Origin of the sequence: Dehalococcoides sp. THU4, assembly GCF_043231265.1 — a bacterium.
GTDB lineage: Bacteria > Chloroflexota > Dehalococcoidia > Dehalococcoidales > Dehalococcoidaceae > Dehalococcoides > Dehalococcoides mccartyi.
The window spans coordinates 940,995-958,823 of sequence record NZ_CP171266.1 but is presented as its reverse complement, the minus strand read 5'-3'; the positions used below and the strand labels follow the sequence as shown (position 1 = coordinate 958,823).

The following is a 17,829-nucleotide window of genomic DNA, read 5'->3' as shown; positions in this document are numbered from 1 at the left end:
ACCCTGACCGGAGTTATAAATTTCCGGCCAGGGTTTTTTAGTGTTGCAAGGCCGCCCCTAAGCAGCGGATTGGCTTGAGACCTCTTCAGAGCGTTTTTCAGCCTAATCTAGTGGTCTTCAATAGTGACACCGGTAAGAACAGGCACCCCCATTGCATTCAGCTTATAGCCTTTTACGTAGGGTTTGACCAGTATATAGCTTTCACCAAAGCAGAAACTCAGGCAGGCCGCATCATTTATCAGTATTTGCTCAGCCTGGGCATAAAGCCGCATACTCTCCTCGGTATCCAGAGTGGCAGCTGCCTCAGCCAGCAAGGCGTCTACTTCGGGATTGGAGTAATCTCCGTTGTTATAAGCAGAACCAGTCCCAAAAAGTACTGCCAGAAAATCCTGCGGGTGGGGATAATCAGCTACCCAGCCGGAGTAATAAATATTGTCTTTTTCTGCCTGCAGGTCATAAAAGAACATTTCGTTATCTATCTGGCGGACTACCACTTCTACCCCCAGATTCTGCCGCCACTGGTCAATTACAGCTTCCAGTTCCGCCGTAATCAGCCCGCCCCAGCCTGAAGTCGTCAGGGTAATAGTGGGCAGATTTTCCACGCTGCCATAGGAGGATTCGGCAATCAGCTCAAGGGCACGTTCCGGGTCATACTCAAGCCCGGTAATATCCAGGTTGTAGCCGGGTATACCCGGCGGTAAGATACCTTCGGCCGCGCTGACACTTCCCTTGTAAACCAGCTCTATAATGCGGGATTTATCCACCGCCATACTGAAAGCCTGCCTGATTTTAGGGTCATCAAACGGGGCTTTGCTGGTAACAAAGGCAAAATAATAAAATCCAAGCTGGGGTATTACCTGCAAATCAGAGGCAAAAATGCCGTCAGGGTCGGTAGCTTTGGCCAGATAATCAGCGCCCACACCTGCCACATCTACCCCTCCCACTTCGTATAAATCCATGGGCTGACCGGACTGTAAGCGGAAAATAACGCTTGAAATCTTGGCTGGAGTATCATAATAATCAGGATTTCTATCCAGAATAATATAATTTCCCTGAGTAAGTTCGGTAAGCATAAACGGGCCAGTGCCCACCGGTTTTTTCCACCAGTCACTGCCCGAAGATACATTATTCTTATCTACCACAAAAGAGGTCACATATGAAAGCTTGGAGAGAAAGAAACTGCAGGCAGATACCAGCTTTACCCTTAAAGTCAGATCATCTACCACTGTAACGCCGGAGATAGAGCTTGCCTGCCCCTCGGTCATTTCTTTTACGCCTTCAATATCCCCCAGAAAAGTCAATGCGGTACTGGAGCCGGTTTCCGGGCTGGCCGCCCGCTCCCATGAATATTTAAAATCTGCGGCAGTGACAATCCGGCCGTTATGGAATTTCACGTTAGGTTTTAAATGAAAAGTATAGGTAAGCCCGTCAGGACTTACCTCCCAGCTTTCGGCAATATCCGCAACCGGGGTAAGGTCATCTCCCATCTTAAGCAGACCGCTGAATATCTGGTAAATATAGGCAACCGAAGTGGTATCGCTCACCTTGGCCGGGTCAAGGGTATACGGCTCTTCCCCAATCAGGGTTAGCACATTGTCACCGGCAGGCATAGTGGAATCATCCGGCGCATAACCGCAGCCGCTCAGCACTAAACTAAAGCTGAGGCAGACAGAAAAAATGGCAAACAGTATTTTTTTCATAATTATAAAAGCCCCTGTCTTTTTAAACTGGTAAAAGTTTGTCCGCCTATTATTACATGGTCAAGCACTTCTATCCCCATTATACCCCCGGCCTCTCTTAAGCGGGCGGACAGGCCGATATCATCCGGCGAGGGTTCACTGTCCCCGGAGGGATGGTTGTGTGCCAGTATTACGGTTGCGGCACTGGCCGAAAGTGCTTCTTTAAAGACTTCGCGCGGATGCACCACACTCTCATCCAGGCTGCCGGCAGATATATGCCCTACCCGGATAAGCTTACTTTTGACATCCAGCATCAGGCAGAAAAAATGTTCCTTTTTTTCGTCACAGACCAGCGGGTATATTATTTGAAAAACGTCTTCCGGGGTTTTTATGCAGGGCTGGTATTCAGCCTGAATCCCGCCTGCCCGTTTAGCCAGTTCAAAAGCAGCCTTCAGCTGGCAGGCTTTGGCCAGACCTATGTCTTTCAGTTTTGAAAGTTCCTCTACGCTGGCCGAGGCTATGCCTGACGGACCGCCGAAATGGGTAAGCAGGCGCTGAGCGCTCTGTAAAACCGGTTCACCAGCTACTCCCCGCCCCAAAATAACCGCCAGAAGTTCAGCTGAGGAAAGCACCCCAGCCCCCAAAGACTGAAGCCGTTCTCTGGGTCTTTCGGCCAGCGGCAAATCACGCATTCTAGGTGCGGGAAGCAACTCTGTTACTCCATAACCAGAAAGCGGTTATAATACTGCCCCCGCCTACTATGGTAAAAAGGACTACTAACCCGGGTGTCAGGATAATGGCCCTGACCGGCTGAATTTCAATAGTACCGTCTTTTAAAGCAGCCAGCCACTTGGTGTTTAAACCCTGGATATCAAAACCATAAACAGCCAGCAATGCTTCGTCATAACCGGCACCGTGGCTGAAGGTTTCCAGCAAATCTGAAAACTTTTCAGAACCATAATTAGTAATAAGATAATTCACCAGAGTAAAGCTTTCGGCATAAGATAAATATGCATCAGCCGAATTAGCTGAAAAGGGGCTGCACAGGCTTTGAACCGAAATAAGTTTATCCTGATTGATAGCCCAGATAAGATAATTTACATATACAGCTTCCAGATTACCTTCGGCATACATAGAAATGCCCTCATTCAGCCACACCGGCAAATCACCGTAAGGGTTAGAGGTAATCTGGCCGGTCACCTTATGGGCCAGCTCATGGGTAATAGCCCTTTTACCCCAGTCAATATCGTATGATGCTATACCTATAGCAATCACATTAAAATCAGTATAGGCTACTCCGCCAGTCCATTCAGCCGGAAAGACCATAGCACTCTGCAGGTCTGAAGAATTGGCATAAATATAGAGCGTAACCTTGTCTTTAAGTTCGGCACCGGTATCTGCCGCCAGACGCACCAGCGCCGCCTGAGCTGACTCCATTAGTTCCTCAGCAAAGGCCTGGTCACCCTCATACCAGTAAATTTCAAGCATGCCCTCAGAAATACTTTGCCAGTCAAAGCGGGTATCATTGTACACCAGGGTCTGGATAGGGCTGATGAGAATATCTCCATCCTCATTTGTTATCCGGTACCAGTAGTTAACCCTAGCTCCGGGCGGCATACCGCCGGTATAGCGCATATCCCATGAATATGATGCACTTACGCTAAGAGCCGGGGTAACTTCCAATACGAATTCGCTGTATATTTGTGCAAAACTTTTACGCTCAACCGTATAATACAGCCTAATATCAGTAATATTGCTGGTACTGCTGGCTGTAATACTGAAGCCGATACTGCTGGGAAAGGTAATACTTGTATTATTTCTGTCTATACTAATGGAGCTTTGGGCACTGAGTGATACAGGAAATAACCCGCCAAGCAGCATCCCCAGCATAAGCCCCAGGGCTAACAGATGTCTTTTCATTCTTCCCTTCCTATATTCTGCCTGAGATAGGCATTTATAAAGCCGTCCAGTTCACCTTCAAGTACAGCTTCCGCATTACCCACCTCATAATCTGTCCGGTGGTCTTTGACCATTTTATAGGGGTGGAGCACGTAACTGCGTATCTGATTACCCCATTCGGCAGAAATACGCTCACCTTTAATCTTGGCACGTTCTTCCGCCCGCTTGGCAATCTCCACCGCCAGCAGCTTGGAGGCCAGTATCCGCATGGCAATTTCACGGTTCTGGTGCTGGCTGCGTTCTGTCTGGCTGGCAACCACAATCCCTGAAGGTATGTGGGTAACCCGCACCGCTGTTGAAACTTTCTGAACATTCTGTCCGCCCGGACCGCTGGAACGGAACATATCAATTTTAATATCTTCCGGTTTTATATCAATATCCACACTGTCTTCGGCTTCAGGCATTACCTCTACCAAAGCAAACGAAGTATGGCGGGCGTGGTCAGCATCAAATGGGGAGAGCCTGATAAGGCGATGCACCCCATGCTCGCTCTTCAGAAAGCCATAAGCATATTCACCCTCTATCTGCAGGGTGGCACTCTTTATACCGGCTTCTTCACCGGGGCTCTGGTCTAGTACTTCCATACCAAAACCCTTCTTTTCTGCCCAGCGCATAAACATCCGCAGAAGCATACCAGCCCAGTCCTGAGACTCTACCCCGCCCGCTCCGGCATGCACCGTAAGCAAGGCATTCCGGCTGTCATACTGGCCGGAAAAAGCTAAGCCTACTTCCAGAGTATCAATCTCGGCGGTAAGAGTATTCACCTCACGCTCTATTTCATTCCCTAAAGAAGGGTCTTCGTGAGCTAATACAAACAGTTCGGATAGGTCATTTACCCGCTGCTCCAAACCCCGCCAAACCTCTGAAACCCGCTTGTTGGCGGCCAGCTTTTTCATAGCCTTCTGGGCATTTTGCTGGTCCTGCCAGAAATCAGGGCTGGCAGAGGCACTTTCCAGTTCGGTTATTTCCAGTTCTTTAGCAGCAATGTCAAAGTCGCACCATATCGGAAAGAATGCGGCTCTTAAGTTCACTTAATATGTCTTGCATAATACCTCTTTTAAATATAACGCTGAAAACAGACCACGGTTAGGGGCTGCATACCCAAACCCGCATTATATAGAATACCATTTATGGGCGGATATGATAATACCGGAAGGAGGGTTAAATCAGCTCGGCAGCCGCCAGGTGGGCCTGACGGGTGGGTTCTGGCAGACGGTATCCCCGGCAGCATTCTGCAACCATACTGCAGGCTTCCTCAAGGCAAATTTTGTGCCCCACAGAGATAAACAAAGGGTTTACCCCCTGGCGGGTGCGCATAACCCGCCCTATCAGCTCTGTGTTATGATACAAATCTGAAAAACTGCCGGCACTTTCGTCCAGAGCGGTATATTCACCTATCAAACGGCTTTTGGCGCAACCTATAACCGGTTTATTTAAAAAAAGCCCCAAATGAGAGGCAATACCCAGCCGCCTGGGGTGAGCTAAACCCTGCCCGTCCATCAGAATTAAATCAGGTATATTTTCCAGCCCCTCAAAGGCAGAAAGCAGAAGGGGCATCTCCCGGAATGAGAGCAAGCCGGGTATATACGGGAAATGGCAATGCCCTTCGGAACGGCTCACTTCCACCAGCTGCATGTCAGGATAACTAAGCACCACTACTGCTGCCCTGCCCATACCTGAAGTGCGGCTGTGCCAGACATCTGCCCCGGCAACCAGATGTATATCCGGAAGAGTACCGCAAACAGACACTTTCTTGGCCAGCTCACGCTGGAGAGCTATTGCCTGAGAGGGCGTCATATCCCAATCATGAAGCTTTTTAATTTTCACATTCACATTATATCTAATATTTTTAGATAACTACAGAGATAATTTGTATATATTTATACCTTCCTGGGGCTAAGCAACACTAACGGCTTATTTGACAGCTTGGCTACGATAAGTCATAATACCAGCAAAAAAGGTAAAGCGGTAAACAATCATGTTGAAAATCAGACTCACTCGTATCGGAGCCCCCAAGAAGCCTTGCTACCGGATAATCGTAACTGAGGCCCGTTCGCCGCGTGATGCCACTTATACGGACCTTGTCGGCACCTATAACCCCATGACTAATCCTGAAACTGTGGTAATAAACGCTGAAAAAGCCCTCTACTGGATTGGTAAAGGTGCTCAACCTACGGATACGGTTGCCCGTCTTTTGAAAAAGGCCGGCGTCGTTAATTCTAACTAAACAAAAGGAGATCCCATGAAAGAACTTGTCGAGTACATCGCCAAATCGTTAGCTGACGAGCCAAATGATGTAGTAGTGACAGAAGAACCTGAAGAAGAAGGCATAAAGCTGACTCTAAAGGTAGCTGATGTAGATAAGGGCAGAATTATCGGCAAGCAGGGCAGAATTGCTCAGGCAATGCGCACCCTCATTCGGGTCAAAGCGGCTAAAGCCGGTAAGCGCGCCCGTCTTGAAATTCTTTAGTTAAATCAAGTTAAGGCCTATCTAAGGTCAACCCCTCCCCCGGCCCGGTGCCGCGGTTCGGGTTGACCTTATTAATATGTGAAAGAAATGACCCAAGAAGAAGAATATATTTTAATAGGCAAGGTGCTGGGAGTATGGGGTATAAACGGCGGTCTCAAAATTGAGGTGCTGACTGATTTCCCCGAACGCTTTGATGCCGGGAATGAACTCCTGATAGGACGCGCGCCATATACCATAAGCCAGACCAGCTGGCAAAAAGCCCAGGTGATTGTTCACCTGAGCGAAATAACCGGTATTGATGCCGCTGAGGAGCTTAGCGGTGCTCAGGTAGAAATACCTGCCGCTGCATTGAAAAAACTGCCGAAGGGCGTTTACTATGACTTTCAGCTGATAGGTTTGGAAGTGGCAGACCTGTCCGGTAATAAAATAGGGCAAATAAAGGAAATACTCCATATGCCCTCAAACGATATATACGTAAGTAGTTACGGTACCAAGGAGGCCTTGATACCGGCAGTCAAAGATGTGGTCAAGGGAATAAACCTGCAAAAAGGCCAGGTGATAATAGACCCTATCCCCGGCCTGCTTGACTAGATTTAGTTTCCGCCGCTTAAACAAAAAGCCCCTCGTTTAGAGGGGCTTTTATTGTAAGTAATGAAATATCCACTAAACAGAGGGGCGTTTCCGCCGCTTCTCAGCCACCTTAAGGCGTATCATAGCCCGTCTCAGCGAAGCCTCTGTTTCGGCAGCCAGCATACCGGGCTCGTATTTGTCAGCCATGCGGGCTTCAGCCCTCTTCTTAGCCTCGGTAGCCCGGGCAATGTCAATTTCCTCAGCCCTTTCGGCGCTGTCCGCCAGTACAATTACCCTGTCAGGCCGCACCTCAAGGAAACCGCCGGAAACCACCATAGAATACTCCTCAGAGCCTATCTTGGCCTTAAGTTCCCCCGCCTGCAAAGCTGTCATCAGCGGGGCATGATGAGGCAGTATGGCCATTTCACCCTCAATACCGGGGGCAACCACCAAATCCACCTCTTCGGAAAAGACCGAACGTTCCGCAGTTACTATGTCCAGCTTTAATTTAGCCAATTTTTTACCTGCCAGATATAATACTTAGGCCGCGCTTAGCTTTTTAGCTTCGGCTACGGCATCATCAATAGTGCCTACCATATAGAAAGCCTGTTCAGGCAAACTGTCATGCTTACCCTCAAGGATTTCCTTGAACCCGCGGATAGTCTCAGCCAGAGATACATACTGACCGGGACGGCCGGTAAATACCTCGGAAACAAACATGGGCTGAGTCAGGAAACGCTGAATACGGCGGGCACGGGCAACTGTGAGTTTATCTTCTTCAGAAAGTTCTTCCATACCCAAAATAGCAATAACGTCCTGCAGGTCCTTGTAGCGCTGGAGAACCTTCTGCACGTCACGGGCTACCTGATAGTGTTCCTCACCCACTACCTGAGGGTCAAGTATGCGGGAATTGGAAGCCAGCGGGTCTACCGCCGGATAAAGAGCCTGTTCAGCCAGTGAACGCTCAAGGGCTATCATAGCATCCAGATGACCGAAGGTGGCGACTACACCGGGATCGGTATAGTCATCTGCCGGTACATACACAGCCTGGAATGAAGTAATTGAACCCTGTTTGGTGGAGGCAATGCGTTCCTGCAGAGCACCCATTTCAGTAGCCAGCGTAGGCTGATAACCTACAGCGGAAGGCATACGCCCCAGAAGGGCGGATACTTCCATACCGGCCAGAGTATAACGATAAATATTGTCAATAAACAGGAGCACGTCCTGTCTTTCTTCGTCACGGAAATATTCGGCCATGGTAAGGCCGGTAAGAGCAATACGCAGACGTACAGCGGGAAGCTCATTCATCTGACCGAATACCATGGTAGTTTTGGGAAGCACGCCGGAGTCTTCCATTTCATGCCAGAGGTCATTACCTTCGCGGGAACGTTCACCTACACCGGCAAAGACCGAAAACCCTTCGTGTTCGGTAGCAATGTTACGTATAAGTTCCTGAATAAGCACTGTCTTGCCTACGCCAGCGCCGCCCAAAGCACCAATCTTACCGCCGCGGGCAAAGGGGGCAATCAGGTCAATAACTTTAAGACCTGTTTCCAGTACCTGAGCAGAAGATTCCAGCTCGTCCATAGCGGGTGCCGAGCGGTGGATAGGCATAGTCTTTTCAGCTTTTACATCACCCCTGTTATCCAGAGGTTCACCCAGCACGTTAAAGATACGCCCCAGAGTATTCCGGCCTACCGGAACTGAAAGCGGCCTTTTGGTATCTATAACCTCGGCGCCGCGCTCCAGACCATCGGTAGGAGTAAAGGAAAGGCACTTTACGCGGTTGTTACCGACGTGTGACTGCACTTCCAGCACCATCTTGCCGTTATCACGGGGAATTTCCAATGCGTTAAACAGAGCCGGCATGGAATCTGCCGAGAACTCTACGTCAACAACCGAACCAATTACCTGTATAACCTTTCCGTTTGCCATTATATCCTCCTAGAATTAGGCCAGCGCGGCAGCTCCGCCGACGATGTCCAAAAGCTCATTAGTGATAGATTCCTGACGAGCCTTGTTGTAAACAAGTGTCAACTCTCCGATAAGTTCTTTGGCGTTATCGGTAGCATTGCGCATAGCTACCATCCGGGCTGACTGCTCTGAGGCAATAGACTCCAGAATGGCATGATACACACTCATCTCAACAAAACGGGGTAAAAGCGAATTTAAAACAGTAGCTGATTCCGGCTCATAAATATATTCCAGATTCTGGCCGGGAGGCAATTCCAGCGGCACTACCGGCAAAAGCTGCTCAAGAACAGGCTTCTGTACGGCGGTAGTTACAAACTGAGTATAGGCAATAAAAACCTGGTCAATTTCCCCGCTCATAAAGTCATCCATAATAACTCTGGAAATGGGGAGGGTATCCAGGTAGCCGGGCCTATCCCCCAGATTTATAAACTCTGCCCGCATCTGCTGTTTGATACGGCGTATAAAATCCACACCCTTACGCCCTACAACTACGGCAGATACCGGAATCTTCTGCTCCAGCATAAACGTACCGGTCTTGCGGTTGATATTGGCAACCAGGCCGCCGCACTGACCCCTGTCAGGGGTTATGTGAAGTACGGCTATCTTTTTAACCGGCCTGCGTTCAAGCAAGGGGTGCAAAATTTCACCGCTCTGGGGTAAAGCCGCCAAAGCAGCAATAACCTCGGTGATTTTTTCACTGTAAGGCCTACCCGCCAGACCGCGTTCCTGGGCTTTTTTCATTTTAGAGGCCGCAATCATTTCCATAGCCCTGGTAATCTTGGCTATGTTACGGACACTGCGGATACGCCTTTTTATTATTCTTATATTAGCCATTTAACTTCCCGCCAGGTTCGAAATTTATACTACTAAACCCTTCTTGTAATCATCCAAAGCGGTCTTAAGGGCTGTTTCGGTTTCAGCAGAGATGGCATTTTCCTTGGTGATATTGTTCAGCACTGAAGCAAAGTTCGCTTCAAGGAAGCGATAAAGCCCGCTTTCAAAATCACGTACTTTAGCCACTTCTACACTGTCAAGGTACCCGTTGAGTGCGGCATACAGGATAGCAACCTGATTAGCCATAGGTACCGGCTGGTACTGTCCCTGTTTAAGTACCTCGGTGATTCTTTGACCGCGTTCAAGCTGCATACGGGTAGCTTTATCCAGTTCGGAAGTACCAAACTGGGCAAAAGCGGCCAGTTCACGATACTGACCCATATCCATCTTCAGCTTGCTGGCAACCTTTTTCATGGCCTTAGTCTGGGCGCTTGAACCTACGCGGGATACCGATATACCTACGTTGACCGCAGGGCGGATACCGGAGTTAAACATATCAGGTTCAAGGTAAATCTGACCATCAGTAATGGAGATAACGTTGGTAGGTACATAAGCCGAAACGTCTCCGGCCTGAGTTTCAATAATAGGCAAAGCAGTCAGCGAACCGCCGCCGAGCTTGTCGTTAAGGCGGGCAGCCCGTTCCAGCAAACGGCTGTGCAGGTAGAATACGTCACCCGGATAAGCCTCACGGCCGGGCGGGCGGCGCAGAAGGAGGGAAAGCTGGCGGTAAGCCCAAGCGTGCTTGGTAAGGTCATCATAGACTACAAGAGCATCCTGACCCTGTTCCATAAACTCTTCGCCGATAGCGCAGCCGGCATAAGGTGCCAGATACTGCAAAGCAACCGCATCAGAAGAGTTGGCCGCAACCACGATAGTGTGCTCCATAGCGCCGTACTGCTCAAGTAAAGCTACTGTCCGGGCTACTTTAGAAGCTTTCTGGCCGATAGCCACATAAATACAAACCAGGTCTCCGCCCTTCTGGTTAATAATGGTATCCAGAGCAATGGCGGTTTTACCGGTTGAACGGTCACCAATAATCAGCTCACGCTGACCGCGGCCGATGGGTATCATGGCATCAATAGCCTTAATACCGGTCTGAACCGGGGTATTTACCGATTTACGGTCAACTACGTTGGGGGCGATACGTTCAAGAGGACGGACTGTTTCAGCCTTGATAGGACCTTTGCCGTCCAGAGGGCGGCCCAAGGGGTCTACCACGCGGCCTATCATACCTTTACCAACCGTAATTTCAGATATACGGCCGGTAGCCTTTACTTCATCGCCTTCTTTAATATTGGAATCGTCACCCAGGATAACAGCGGCTACGCTGTCTTCTTCAAGGTTAAGGGCAATGCCCATAACACCGCCGGGGAATTCCAGAAGTTCGTTGTACTTGGCGTTGGAAAGACCATGAATACGGGCGATACCATCGCCTACTTCGATAACCGAACCGACGCTGGTCATACTGACCGGTGCCCCGAATTCTTTTATCTGCTCTTTAATGATAGATACTATATCTTGACCACGTGCGCTCAATTACGCCACCTCCTGAGGGTTATCAAATACGTCCCTGACTGATTTCGTTTTGCAGTAAGACCAGCCTCCGGCTGACAGAACCATCTATCAGTTTATCCCCGATTCTGGCTTTCAGACCAGCTATCAAGCCGGGGTCTGTTGCAGTTACTACATTTATCTTTTTCCCGGTTATCTTGCTTAACTGCTGTCTGATTATTTCAATATCCGCTTCGCTGGAAGGCTTGGCAGTGGTTACAATAGCATCCTCCACCCCTCTGGCCTCATTCAGCAAACGGTTGTACTCACCTGAAACAGCCCTCATGATACCCAGCCTGCGGGTAGCCACCAGCATATCCACCAGGTTCAGCATCAGCGGGTCTATATTGCTCAGCTTGGCAAGGACCTTGTGTTTTCTGGCAGAGGCAATTTTGGGGTTGCTGAGAAACTCTGCAACCGAAGCATCCTCTGTAAGACTGGAAAGATCCTGTAAATCTTCCTGCCACTTATCCAGAGACTTTTGCTCCTTAGCCAGTTCGTATAATGCCTGCGCATAACGCATAGCTATAGCATAAACTCTTTTGGCCACTGCTTCTCCGTTGCTCTCTTTTAATTTTTCCGCAGGTTGGTGCTATTTTCAAGCACACTGTCAATCAGCGCCTGATGCGCCTTTTTATCTAAAGATTGGTCAATAACCTTACCGGCCGCCAAAATGGTCAGTTCGGCAAATTCCTTGCGCAGCTGGTCCACTACTTCGTCACGCTCCTGACGTATTTCAGTCCGGGCGCGGCTAAGCATGGCTTCAGCTTCAGCCCTAGCTTCTTCTATGGCTTTCTGGCGGATTTCATCACCGGTCTTTACAGCCCGTTCAATCACCAGTTGCCCCTGCTGGCTGGCTTCGCCAATCTTCTTTTTAAACTCTTCTTCCGCCCGCTGGGCCTGCTCTTTTACCTGGTCTGTCCGTTCCATGCTTTCCTTGATACGGGCGGAACGCTCGTCAAGTTTAGCCAGAATGGGTTTATAGGCAAACAGATACAGCAGACCTAAGAGTAAACCGAAGTTTACAACCTGGGCTATGAAAGAAGGTATATTTATTCCCAGTTCTGCCAGTTTTTCCACCGGTTTCCTCCTGTATTATGCCCCTTAGGCAACGAAAATAAGTACGATAGAGATAACCAGTGCAAAGATGGCGATGGACTCAGCGAAAGCCACCAAAAGGATCATGTTGGTAAAGATAGAACCCTTGGCTTCAGGATTGCGGCCGATAGCCTGCAAAGCACCAAAACCCAGAATACCTACACCGATACCAGGGCCAATTGCACCCAGACCCATTGCCAAGCCAGCCGCTAAGAGTTTGATTACATCAGCTTCCACTATTGTTTTTCCTCCCTTGTTCTAATTGCATAATACTTGATTAATGATTTTCTTCCCCGTGAGGCGTAACCGCTATCAGGGAGAAGACCAGAGCCAAATTACAGAACACCAACGCCTGTACGAAGCCTACCAGCATTTCAAGACCGTAGAAAGGTATGCCGATGATGAACGGCGCAAGGAATGTAATCATAAGTATCAGGATTTCGCCGCCTATCATGTTGCCGAAAAGACGGAAGGTCAGGCTGATAATACGGACGAACTCCAGGAAGAATTCCAGTAAACCTACAAAGATGGTAATAAAACCGTTAAATATACCGATTACCCCTTCTTTGTGCCGGAAAGCGTTTATCAGGGGTTTGAAGTTGAAAAATTTGCTGAGATAATGGAAACCGCCCAGAGTTTTTATACCCCAGTACTCTACCATAATAAAGGTTATGGCGGCCAAAGCCAGCGGCAGGTTGATATCGGTATTGGCACCGCGAAGCAAGTGGGCTTCGTGGCCGTTGCCCAGCTCTATAAATATGGTATTGTAACCGGGCAGCAGGTTCATCCAGGCATTGACGATAATAAAAAGAAAGATAGTGGCTACCAGGGGGAAAAACTTGCGGCCGAATTTTTCACCGGCAGCATCTACGCACATATTGTAAATCCAGCTAAGCACCATCTCCAAAGCACCCTGAAGACGGCCGGGAATAAGTTTCATTTTGCGGGTGGCGGCAATACTCAGCCCCACCAGTACCAGAATGGTAACCCAGGCGGTAAGGATAGTGTTGGTGATTGCCACCGGGCCTATGCTGAAAATTTCAGCAGACGGAAGCTCCGGTTTGGGAGTGGTAATTTTCATCCAGTCAGGAAATCCAAGATCACCAAAGAGGGCGACACCTATAGGGCCGGACAGGAAACCGACCACTAACATTGCCAGTATAACTATCATTACTGGCCAGAATACCGCTTTGGGCATACCTAAAATCTTTTTCTTTGGCACTGTCAATTCCCTTTACCGTTGTTAGTTATCTTCGGCAGCAACCGATAAACGCCGTAAAAGGCCAGAAAAACTCCGCTTAAAAGACCGATCAGTAAGAACAAGGGTGAAAGACCAAGTGTCTCGTCCAGCCACCTGCCGCCCAGCGTCCCCAGCAATATGACAAGGGCAATGTACCAGCCCAAACCAAGATACTGAAGACCTGTACCCCATTTGTTCATTACAGCCTCAAAACGCAAAGTAGCATACCAGAATTAGTTCTTTAGGTCAAGAATGCCCGGTTGTACTAATACTTTTCAGGATTTGCGTTTGTCAAAATCTTCAAGGTCAAGGTTATCTACAAAATCACGGAAGGCGGACAGCCGCTTAATCTCTTCGTCACTGGCCTTGCGGGTCTTTTCGCCCTTGCCGCCGGCGGGTGGTTCGGGCAAATCCATTTCGTCCATGGCCCGTTTATCCTGTTCGCGGTCCAGCATGATGCTGGCTTTTTCCAGCACACTGTCAGCCGCATATATAGGTACATTCACCCTTACCGCCAGTGCCAAAGCATCTGACGGGCGGCAGTCTATTTCCATCTGCTCGCTGTCTACCTCTAGTAATATCTTAGCGTAAAAAGTGTCATTTTTAAGGTCATCTACCACTATGGAACGCACCTTTGCCCCCAATACATCTATAACTGTACCGAGGAGGTCATGGGTAAGGGGACGGGGGACTGCCACACCCTGAAGTTTGACGGCGATAGCCTCAGCTTCGGCAGTGCCAATCCAAATAGGCAGATAGCGGTCGGCTGTTTTTTCCTTAAGCAGTACCACTCTCTGATAATTCATCAGGCTAACCCTTATGCTGTCTATCGTCATTTCTATCATAATTATATGCCTCCTAAGTTTGCCTGACGGCGTACCATGAATTCTACCCCCAAAGAAATAGGGTGTCAATTTGTGTAGCTGTTTATAACAATCTAAGACCTCTGGCAGTATTGTAGACATATTAGCCCAAATCCTTAGTGCTCTACAGCCCTCTAATCTATCTCAATATTTCTCAAGCAAAACTTTGCAAAGATGGGGGACTTTGTGAAATAATACAGAGCTCCAGAATAATGATTTTAAATATCTGGGTGTGCTATCATAAACTACCTGAACCGTCATAGATGAAGGAGATCTACCGATGCAAAAAGGTCATGAGGCTATTGTCTGGTTTAACGAAGTTACGAAGAACGATATCCCTCTGGTCGGCGGTAAAGGCGCTAATTTAGGCGAAATGACCGGCGCCGGTATCCCTGTACCCCCCGGATACATCGTAACAGCCAATGCCTACTTTGACTTCATAAACAGCTCAAACCTTCGCCCCTCTATCAGCAAGGCTCTTGAGTCACTGGATATCAATGATTCCAAGCAACTGGCTGTTGTGGCTAACAGCGTAAAAGAAATGATTATGGCCACTCCTCTGCCTACCGAACTGGCCAGCCAGATTAAGGCTGCCTACGAGAAAATGGGCCAGGGTCTGGTGGCGGTAAGGTCATCAGCTACTGCCGAAGATTTGCCGGAGGCATCTTTTGCCGGCCAGCAGAGCACCTACCTTAATATAGAGGGCGGTGACGAGGTGGTTGAAGCCGTGCAAAAATGCTGGGCTTCTTTGTTTGAGGCCAGAGCCATTTACTACCGGGTACAGCAAAACTTTGACCACCTGCAGGTAGGCATAGCCGTACCGGTACAGAAAATGGTACAGTCACAGGCTTCGGGAGTATGCTTCACTATTGAGCCCATTACTTCAGACCCCACTAAAATAGTAATTGAAGCTATATACGGTCTGGGAGAAGGTCTGGTGTCAGGGGAAATTACACCGGACCTTTATATTATAGATAAAGAAGGCCCGGCGGTTCTTTCGCGGACTATCAGCCACCAGGAGAGGCGGCTGGTACGCAAAAACGGCAACTCTGCCTCCGGCCCCGAAGATGAATCCGGCAACAACTACTGGCAGCCGGTTCCCTCCACCAAACAAGAGCAGCAAAAGATAACCGAAGATGATATTATCACTCTGGCCAAACTGGCCATGCTTATTGAGAAACATTATAACGGCCCTCAGGATATTGAATGGGCTAAAGAAGAAAATACAATCTATATTGTCCAGTCCCGCCCTGTTACCGCCCTGAAGGACGCCAGTGAACTGGAGCCCGAAATTGAAGCTCCTATCATGCTGCAGGGTGCGGCAGCTTCACCCGGTCTGGCTACCGGCGAAGTCAAAGTACTCCAAGACCCCTCCGAAATAGACCTGGTGCTTCAGGGTGATATTCTGGTAGCCGAAATGACCACCCCGGACTTTGTACCGGCCATGAAAAGGGCGGCTGCCATTGTAACCAACCGCGGCGGACGTACTTCCCACGCCGCCATTGTCAGCCGTGAACTGGGTATCCCCTGCGTGGTGGGTACCGGAGAAGCTACCAGACTGCTTAAGAACGAACAGATAATTACCGTTGACGGTACTCACGGCAAGGTTTATAACGGCAAGGTTACCCGGAATGTAAAAACCAGCAACATAGCTTCCATTGTACGGGAAGCTATCCGCACCAAGACCCGTGTCTATGTAAACTTAGCCCAGCCCGAACTGGCTGACAAAGTAGCCGCCCGCAATGTAGACGGCGTAGGTCTGCTGAGAGCCGAATTTATATTCAGCCAGATAGGCAAACACCCCCGCTACATGATAGAAATGGGTCAGCAGGAAGAATATATCCAGCAGGTATACGAAGGTGTTTTGTCCTTCGCCAAAGCCTTCCATCCCCGACCGGTAGTCTACCGTACCAATGACTTTAAGACTAACGAATACCGTGACCTGCTGGGCGGTGACAAATACGAAGGCCAGGAAGAAAACCCCATGCTGGGCTACCGGGGTGTTTCCCGCTATATTAAAGATATTGAAGTGTTCAAGATGGAAATAGAAGCCATCAAACGGGTACGCAAGGACTACCCCAATGTCTACGTTATGCTTCCCTTTGTCCGCACCGTAGATGAACTGAAAAAAGTAAAGCAGATACTGGAAGATGAGGGCCTAAAGAGAGGGCCTGATTTCAAACTCTGGATGATGGTGGAAGTCCCCTCCAATATCTTCCTGATTGATAAGTTTATCGATGCCGGTATAGATGGCATATCCATAGGTTCAAATGACCTTACCCAGCTGATACTCGGCGTTGACCGTGACAGTGAAATGCTGCGTGAAACCTTTGACGAACGCAACGAAGCGGTTCTGGTAGCCCTGGAAAAAGCCGTTACCACCGCTGCCCGCCGGGGTATTACCGCCTCTATCTGCGGACAGGCACCTTCGGTTTACCCGGAACTGACTGAAAAGCTGGTCTCATGGGGCATAACCTCAGTTTCCGTCAGCCCTGATATGATAGGCACCACCCGCGAGATTATTGCCAAGGCAGAGGCCAAATTAAAGATTAAATGATTAGCGAGCTTCGCATAAGGGAGCGCATTGAAGCAAGAGAGGAGAGCCTCTCCCCTTACGCAGTTAAAAGCCGCCTTTCCCGTGGCAGGCAAAAAGCTGAAGATCCGGACCCGGTTCGCACCTGTTTCCAGCGTGACCGGGACCGGATTATACATTCCAAGGCCTTTCGCCGCTTAAAGCACAAAACCCAGGTCTTCATTGCCCCTTTGGGTGACCACTTTGTGACCCGCCTGACCCATACGCTGGAGGTTACCCAAATAGCCCGGACTATTGCCCGGGCGCTCAACCTTAATGAAGACCTGACCGAAGCGATTTGCCTGGGGCATGATCTGGGGCATACCCCCTTTGGACATGCCGGCGAAGAGGTTTTAAACGAACTTTACCCCAAGGGTTTTCACCATAACGAACAAAGCCTGCGGGTGGTAGACCGTCTGGAGAAAAACGGGCAGGGCCTTAACCTCAGCTGGGAAGTACGTGACGGTATACTCAACCACTCCAAGTCACGCTCAAATATACTCGGGGAAGTGCATAACAAGGCCGCAACTTTTGAAGGGCAAATTTGCCGGATTGCAGATGCGGTTGCCTATATAAACCATGACATTTTAGACTCTATCCGGGCAGGCATTATCAAAGCAAATGACCTGCCGCTGGGTGCGGTTTCGGTGCTGGGAAACAGCCATTCCCAGCGGATAAACACCATGGTATGTGATATTATAAAAAGTTCGTGGTCATGCACCGGGCTGATTCCCGGTGCGGAGCCGGAAGTTACCATGAGCAACAAGGTGCTGGGTGCCAGCAATACCCTTCGGGATTTCCTGTTTGAACAGGTATACCAGAGCAAAGACCGTAAGGCCGAACATGAAAGGGAAATAGTCCGTCTGTTATACAAATATCTGGTAGACCATCAGGATTTGCTGCCCATGGAGTATATAGCCCTGTCTGATAAACCTGAACAGAGGGTTGTTGATTATATTGCGGGTATGACAGACCTATTCGCCCTGAGGCTGGCTAAAGAACTTAATCTGGCTGAATAA

Annotated in this window: 20 protein-coding genes; 5 read left to right on the top strand and 15 right to left on the bottom strand. The window is 49.1% G+C overall.

Translation table 11 applies throughout. The features are described from left to right. Positions 1-107 precede the first annotated feature (107 nt). From ACE6F3_RS05105 to nfi, 5 genes are all read right to left on the bottom strand, one after another. Complete coding sequence (locus ACE6F3_RS05105; RefSeq protein WP_324665252.1) at positions 108-1,700, bottom strand: peptide ABC transporter substrate-binding protein; 1,593 nt, start codon at positions 1,698-1,700, stop codon at positions 108-110. A gap of 2 nt (positions 1,701-1,702) precedes the next feature. Further along, positions 1,703-2,371 (bottom strand): DNA repair protein RadC, encoded by a 669-nt coding sequence (gene radC, locus ACE6F3_RS05100; RefSeq protein WP_392655056.1) that lies wholly within the window; start codon positions 2,369-2,371, stop codon positions 1,703-1,705. A gap of 1 nt (position 2,372) precedes the next feature. Then, positions 2,373-3,599, bottom strand: a complete 1,227-nt coding sequence (locus tag ACE6F3_RS05095) for a peptidase MA family metallohydrolase (RefSeq protein WP_324665256.1) — start codon at positions 3,597-3,599, stop codon at positions 2,373-2,375. After that, positions 3,596-4,685 (bottom strand): peptide chain release factor 2 gene (prfB, locus tag ACE6F3_RS05090; protein ID WP_148311191.1). Its coding sequence is split into 2 segments (ribosomal slippage): positions 3,596-4,627 and positions 4,629-4,685, totalling 1,089 coding nucleotides; the frame shifts between segments, so codons are not numbered across the junction. Before prfB ends, ACE6F3_RS05095 begins: the two co-directional genes overlap by 4 nt. Before the next feature lie 114 nt (positions 4,686-4,799). Then, positions 4,800-5,471, bottom strand: coding sequence for a deoxyribonuclease V (gene nfi, locus ACE6F3_RS05085; protein ID WP_324665259.1), 672 nt, complete (start codon positions 5,469-5,471; stop codon positions 4,800-4,802). A 145-nt stretch (positions 5,472-5,616) separates the two neighbouring features. Here nfi and rpsP point away from each other — a divergent pair, with 145 nt between their 5' ends. From rpsP to rimM, 3 genes are all read left to right on the top strand, one after another. Further along, complete coding sequence (gene rpsP / locus ACE6F3_RS05080; RefSeq protein WP_010936344.1) at positions 5,617-5,865, top strand: 30S ribosomal protein S16; 249 nt, start codon at positions 5,617-5,619, stop codon at positions 5,863-5,865. 15 nt (positions 5,866-5,880) lie between these two features. After that, a complete protein-coding gene (locus ACE6F3_RS05075) occupies positions 5,881-6,108 on the top strand; it encodes a KH domain-containing protein (protein WP_010936343.1) in 228 nt (75 codons plus the stop codon). Positions 6,109-6,195: 87 nt separating this feature from the next. Beyond that, on the top strand, positions 6,196-6,699 hold the full coding sequence (gene rimM / locus ACE6F3_RS05070; protein ID WP_324665267.1) for a ribosome maturation factor RimM: 504 nt from the start codon (positions 6,196-6,198) through the stop codon (positions 6,697-6,699). 72 nt (positions 6,700-6,771) lie between these two features. Here the strand turns inward: rimM and ACE6F3_RS05065 are convergent, their stop codons facing one another. The 10 genes from ACE6F3_RS05065 to ACE6F3_RS05020 all read right to left on the bottom strand — a co-directional run bounded on the left by ACE6F3_RS05065 (position 6,772) and on the right by ACE6F3_RS05020 (position 14,220). Beyond that, the gene (locus ACE6F3_RS05065) at positions 6,772-7,194 is read right to left on the bottom strand and encodes a F0F1 ATP synthase subunit epsilon (RefSeq protein WP_010936341.1); all 423 of its coding nucleotides are present in this window, start codon (positions 7,192-7,194) and stop codon (positions 6,772-6,774) included. A gap of 24 nt (positions 7,195-7,218) precedes the next feature. After that, positions 7,219-8,613, bottom strand: coding sequence for a F0F1 ATP synthase subunit beta (gene atpD, locus ACE6F3_RS05060; protein WP_010936340.1), 1,395 nt, complete (start codon positions 8,611-8,613; stop codon positions 7,219-7,221). A gap of 15 nt (positions 8,614-8,628) precedes the next feature. Next, on the bottom strand, positions 8,629-9,486 hold the full coding sequence (gene atpG, locus ACE6F3_RS05055; protein WP_010936339.1) for an ATP synthase F1 subunit gamma: 858 nt from the start codon (positions 9,484-9,486) through the stop codon (positions 8,629-8,631). Between the two features lie 24 nt (positions 9,487-9,510). Next, positions 9,511-11,022, bottom strand: a complete 1,512-nt coding sequence (atpA, locus tag ACE6F3_RS05050; protein WP_278812835.1) for a F0F1 ATP synthase subunit alpha — start codon at positions 11,020-11,022, stop codon at positions 9,511-9,513. A 22-nt stretch (positions 11,023-11,044) separates the two neighbouring features. Further along, positions 11,045-11,587, bottom strand: coding sequence for an ATP synthase F1 subunit delta (atpH, locus tag ACE6F3_RS05045; protein ID WP_010936337.1), 543 nt, complete (start codon positions 11,585-11,587; stop codon positions 11,045-11,047). A 20-nt stretch (positions 11,588-11,607) separates the two neighbouring features. Further along, a complete protein-coding gene (atpF, locus tag ACE6F3_RS05040) occupies positions 11,608-12,117 on the bottom strand; it encodes a F0F1 ATP synthase subunit B (protein ID WP_010936336.1) in 510 nt (169 codons plus the stop codon). Between the two features lie 24 nt (positions 12,118-12,141). Next, positions 12,142-12,372: an ATP synthase F0 subunit C gene (gene atpE / locus ACE6F3_RS05035; protein ID WP_010936335.1), complete on the bottom strand. Its 231-nt coding sequence runs from the start codon at positions 12,370-12,372 to the stop codon at positions 12,142-12,144. 40 nt (positions 12,373-12,412) lie between these two features. Further along, entirely contained in the window at positions 12,413-13,357 is a 945-nt protein-coding gene (locus ACE6F3_RS05030; RefSeq protein ID WP_041341543.1) for a F0F1 ATP synthase subunit A, read from the bottom strand. A gap of 2 nt (positions 13,358-13,359) precedes the next feature. Then, positions 13,360-13,575 carry an AtpZ/AtpI family protein gene (locus tag ACE6F3_RS05025; protein WP_231854728.1) on the bottom strand — a complete coding sequence of 72 codons (216 nt, stop codon included), beginning with the start codon at positions 13,573-13,575 and terminating at the stop codon, positions 13,360-13,362. A gap of 75 nt (positions 13,576-13,650) precedes the next feature. Continuing rightward, positions 13,651-14,220, bottom strand: coding sequence for a bifunctional nuclease family protein (locus ACE6F3_RS05020; RefSeq protein ID WP_041341540.1), 570 nt, complete (start codon positions 14,218-14,220; stop codon positions 13,651-13,653). A 298-nt stretch (positions 14,221-14,518) separates the two neighbouring features. Between ACE6F3_RS05020 and ppsA the strand changes: the two genes are divergently transcribed. Next, positions 14,519-16,795 carry a phosphoenolpyruvate synthase gene (gene ppsA / locus ACE6F3_RS05015; RefSeq protein ID WP_010936331.1) on the top strand — a complete coding sequence of 759 codons (2,277 nt, stop codon included), beginning with the start codon at positions 14,519-14,521 and terminating at the stop codon, positions 16,793-16,795. After that, entirely contained in the window at positions 16,792-17,829 is a 1,038-nt protein-coding gene (locus ACE6F3_RS05010; RefSeq protein WP_324665302.1) for a deoxyguanosinetriphosphate triphosphohydrolase, read from the top strand. Before ppsA ends, ACE6F3_RS05010 begins: the two co-directional genes overlap by 4 nt.

Coding starts and splice junctions, on each gene's coding strand:
- ACE6F3_RS05105 (WP_324665252.1), bottom strand. CDS start 1,700: ATGAAAAAAATACTGTTTGCCATTTTTTCTGTCTGCCTCAGCTTTAGT.
- radC (WP_392655056.1), bottom strand. CDS start 2,371: ATGCGTGATTTGCCGCTGGCCGAAAGACCCAGAGAACGGCTTCAGTCT.
- ACE6F3_RS05095 (WP_324665256.1), bottom strand. CDS start 3,599: ATGAAAAGACATCTGTTAGCCCTGGGGCTTATGCTGGGGATGCTGCTT.
- rpsP (WP_010936344.1), top strand. CDS start 5,617: ATGTTGAAAATCAGACTCACTCGTATCGGAGCCCCCAAGAAGCCTTGC.
- ACE6F3_RS05075 (WP_010936343.1), top strand. CDS start 5,881: ATGAAAGAACTTGTCGAGTACATCGCCAAATCGTTAGCTGACGAGCCA.
- rimM (WP_324665267.1), top strand. CDS start 6,196: ATGACCCAAGAAGAAGAATATATTTTAATAGGCAAGGTGCTGGGAGTA.
- atpD (WP_010936340.1), bottom strand. CDS start 8,613: ATGGCAAACGGAAAGGTTATACAGGTAATTGGTTCGGTTGTTGACGTA.
- atpG (WP_010936339.1), bottom strand. CDS start 9,486: ATGGCTAATATAAGAATAATAAAAAGGCGTATCCGCAGTGTCCGTAAC.
- ACE6F3_RS05025 (WP_231854728.1), bottom strand. CDS start 13,575: ATGAACAAATGGGGTACAGGTCTTCAGTATCTTGGTTTGGGCTGGTAC.
- ACE6F3_RS05020 (WP_041341540.1), bottom strand. CDS start 14,220: ATGATAGAAATGACGATAGACAGCATAAGGGTTAGCCTGATGAATTAT.
- ppsA (WP_010936331.1), top strand. CDS start 14,519: ATGCAAAAAGGTCATGAGGCTATTGTCTGGTTTAACGAAGTTACGAAG.
- ACE6F3_RS05010 (WP_324665302.1), top strand. CDS start 16,792: ATGATTAGCGAGCTTCGCATAAGGGAGCGCATTGAAGCAAGAGAGGAG.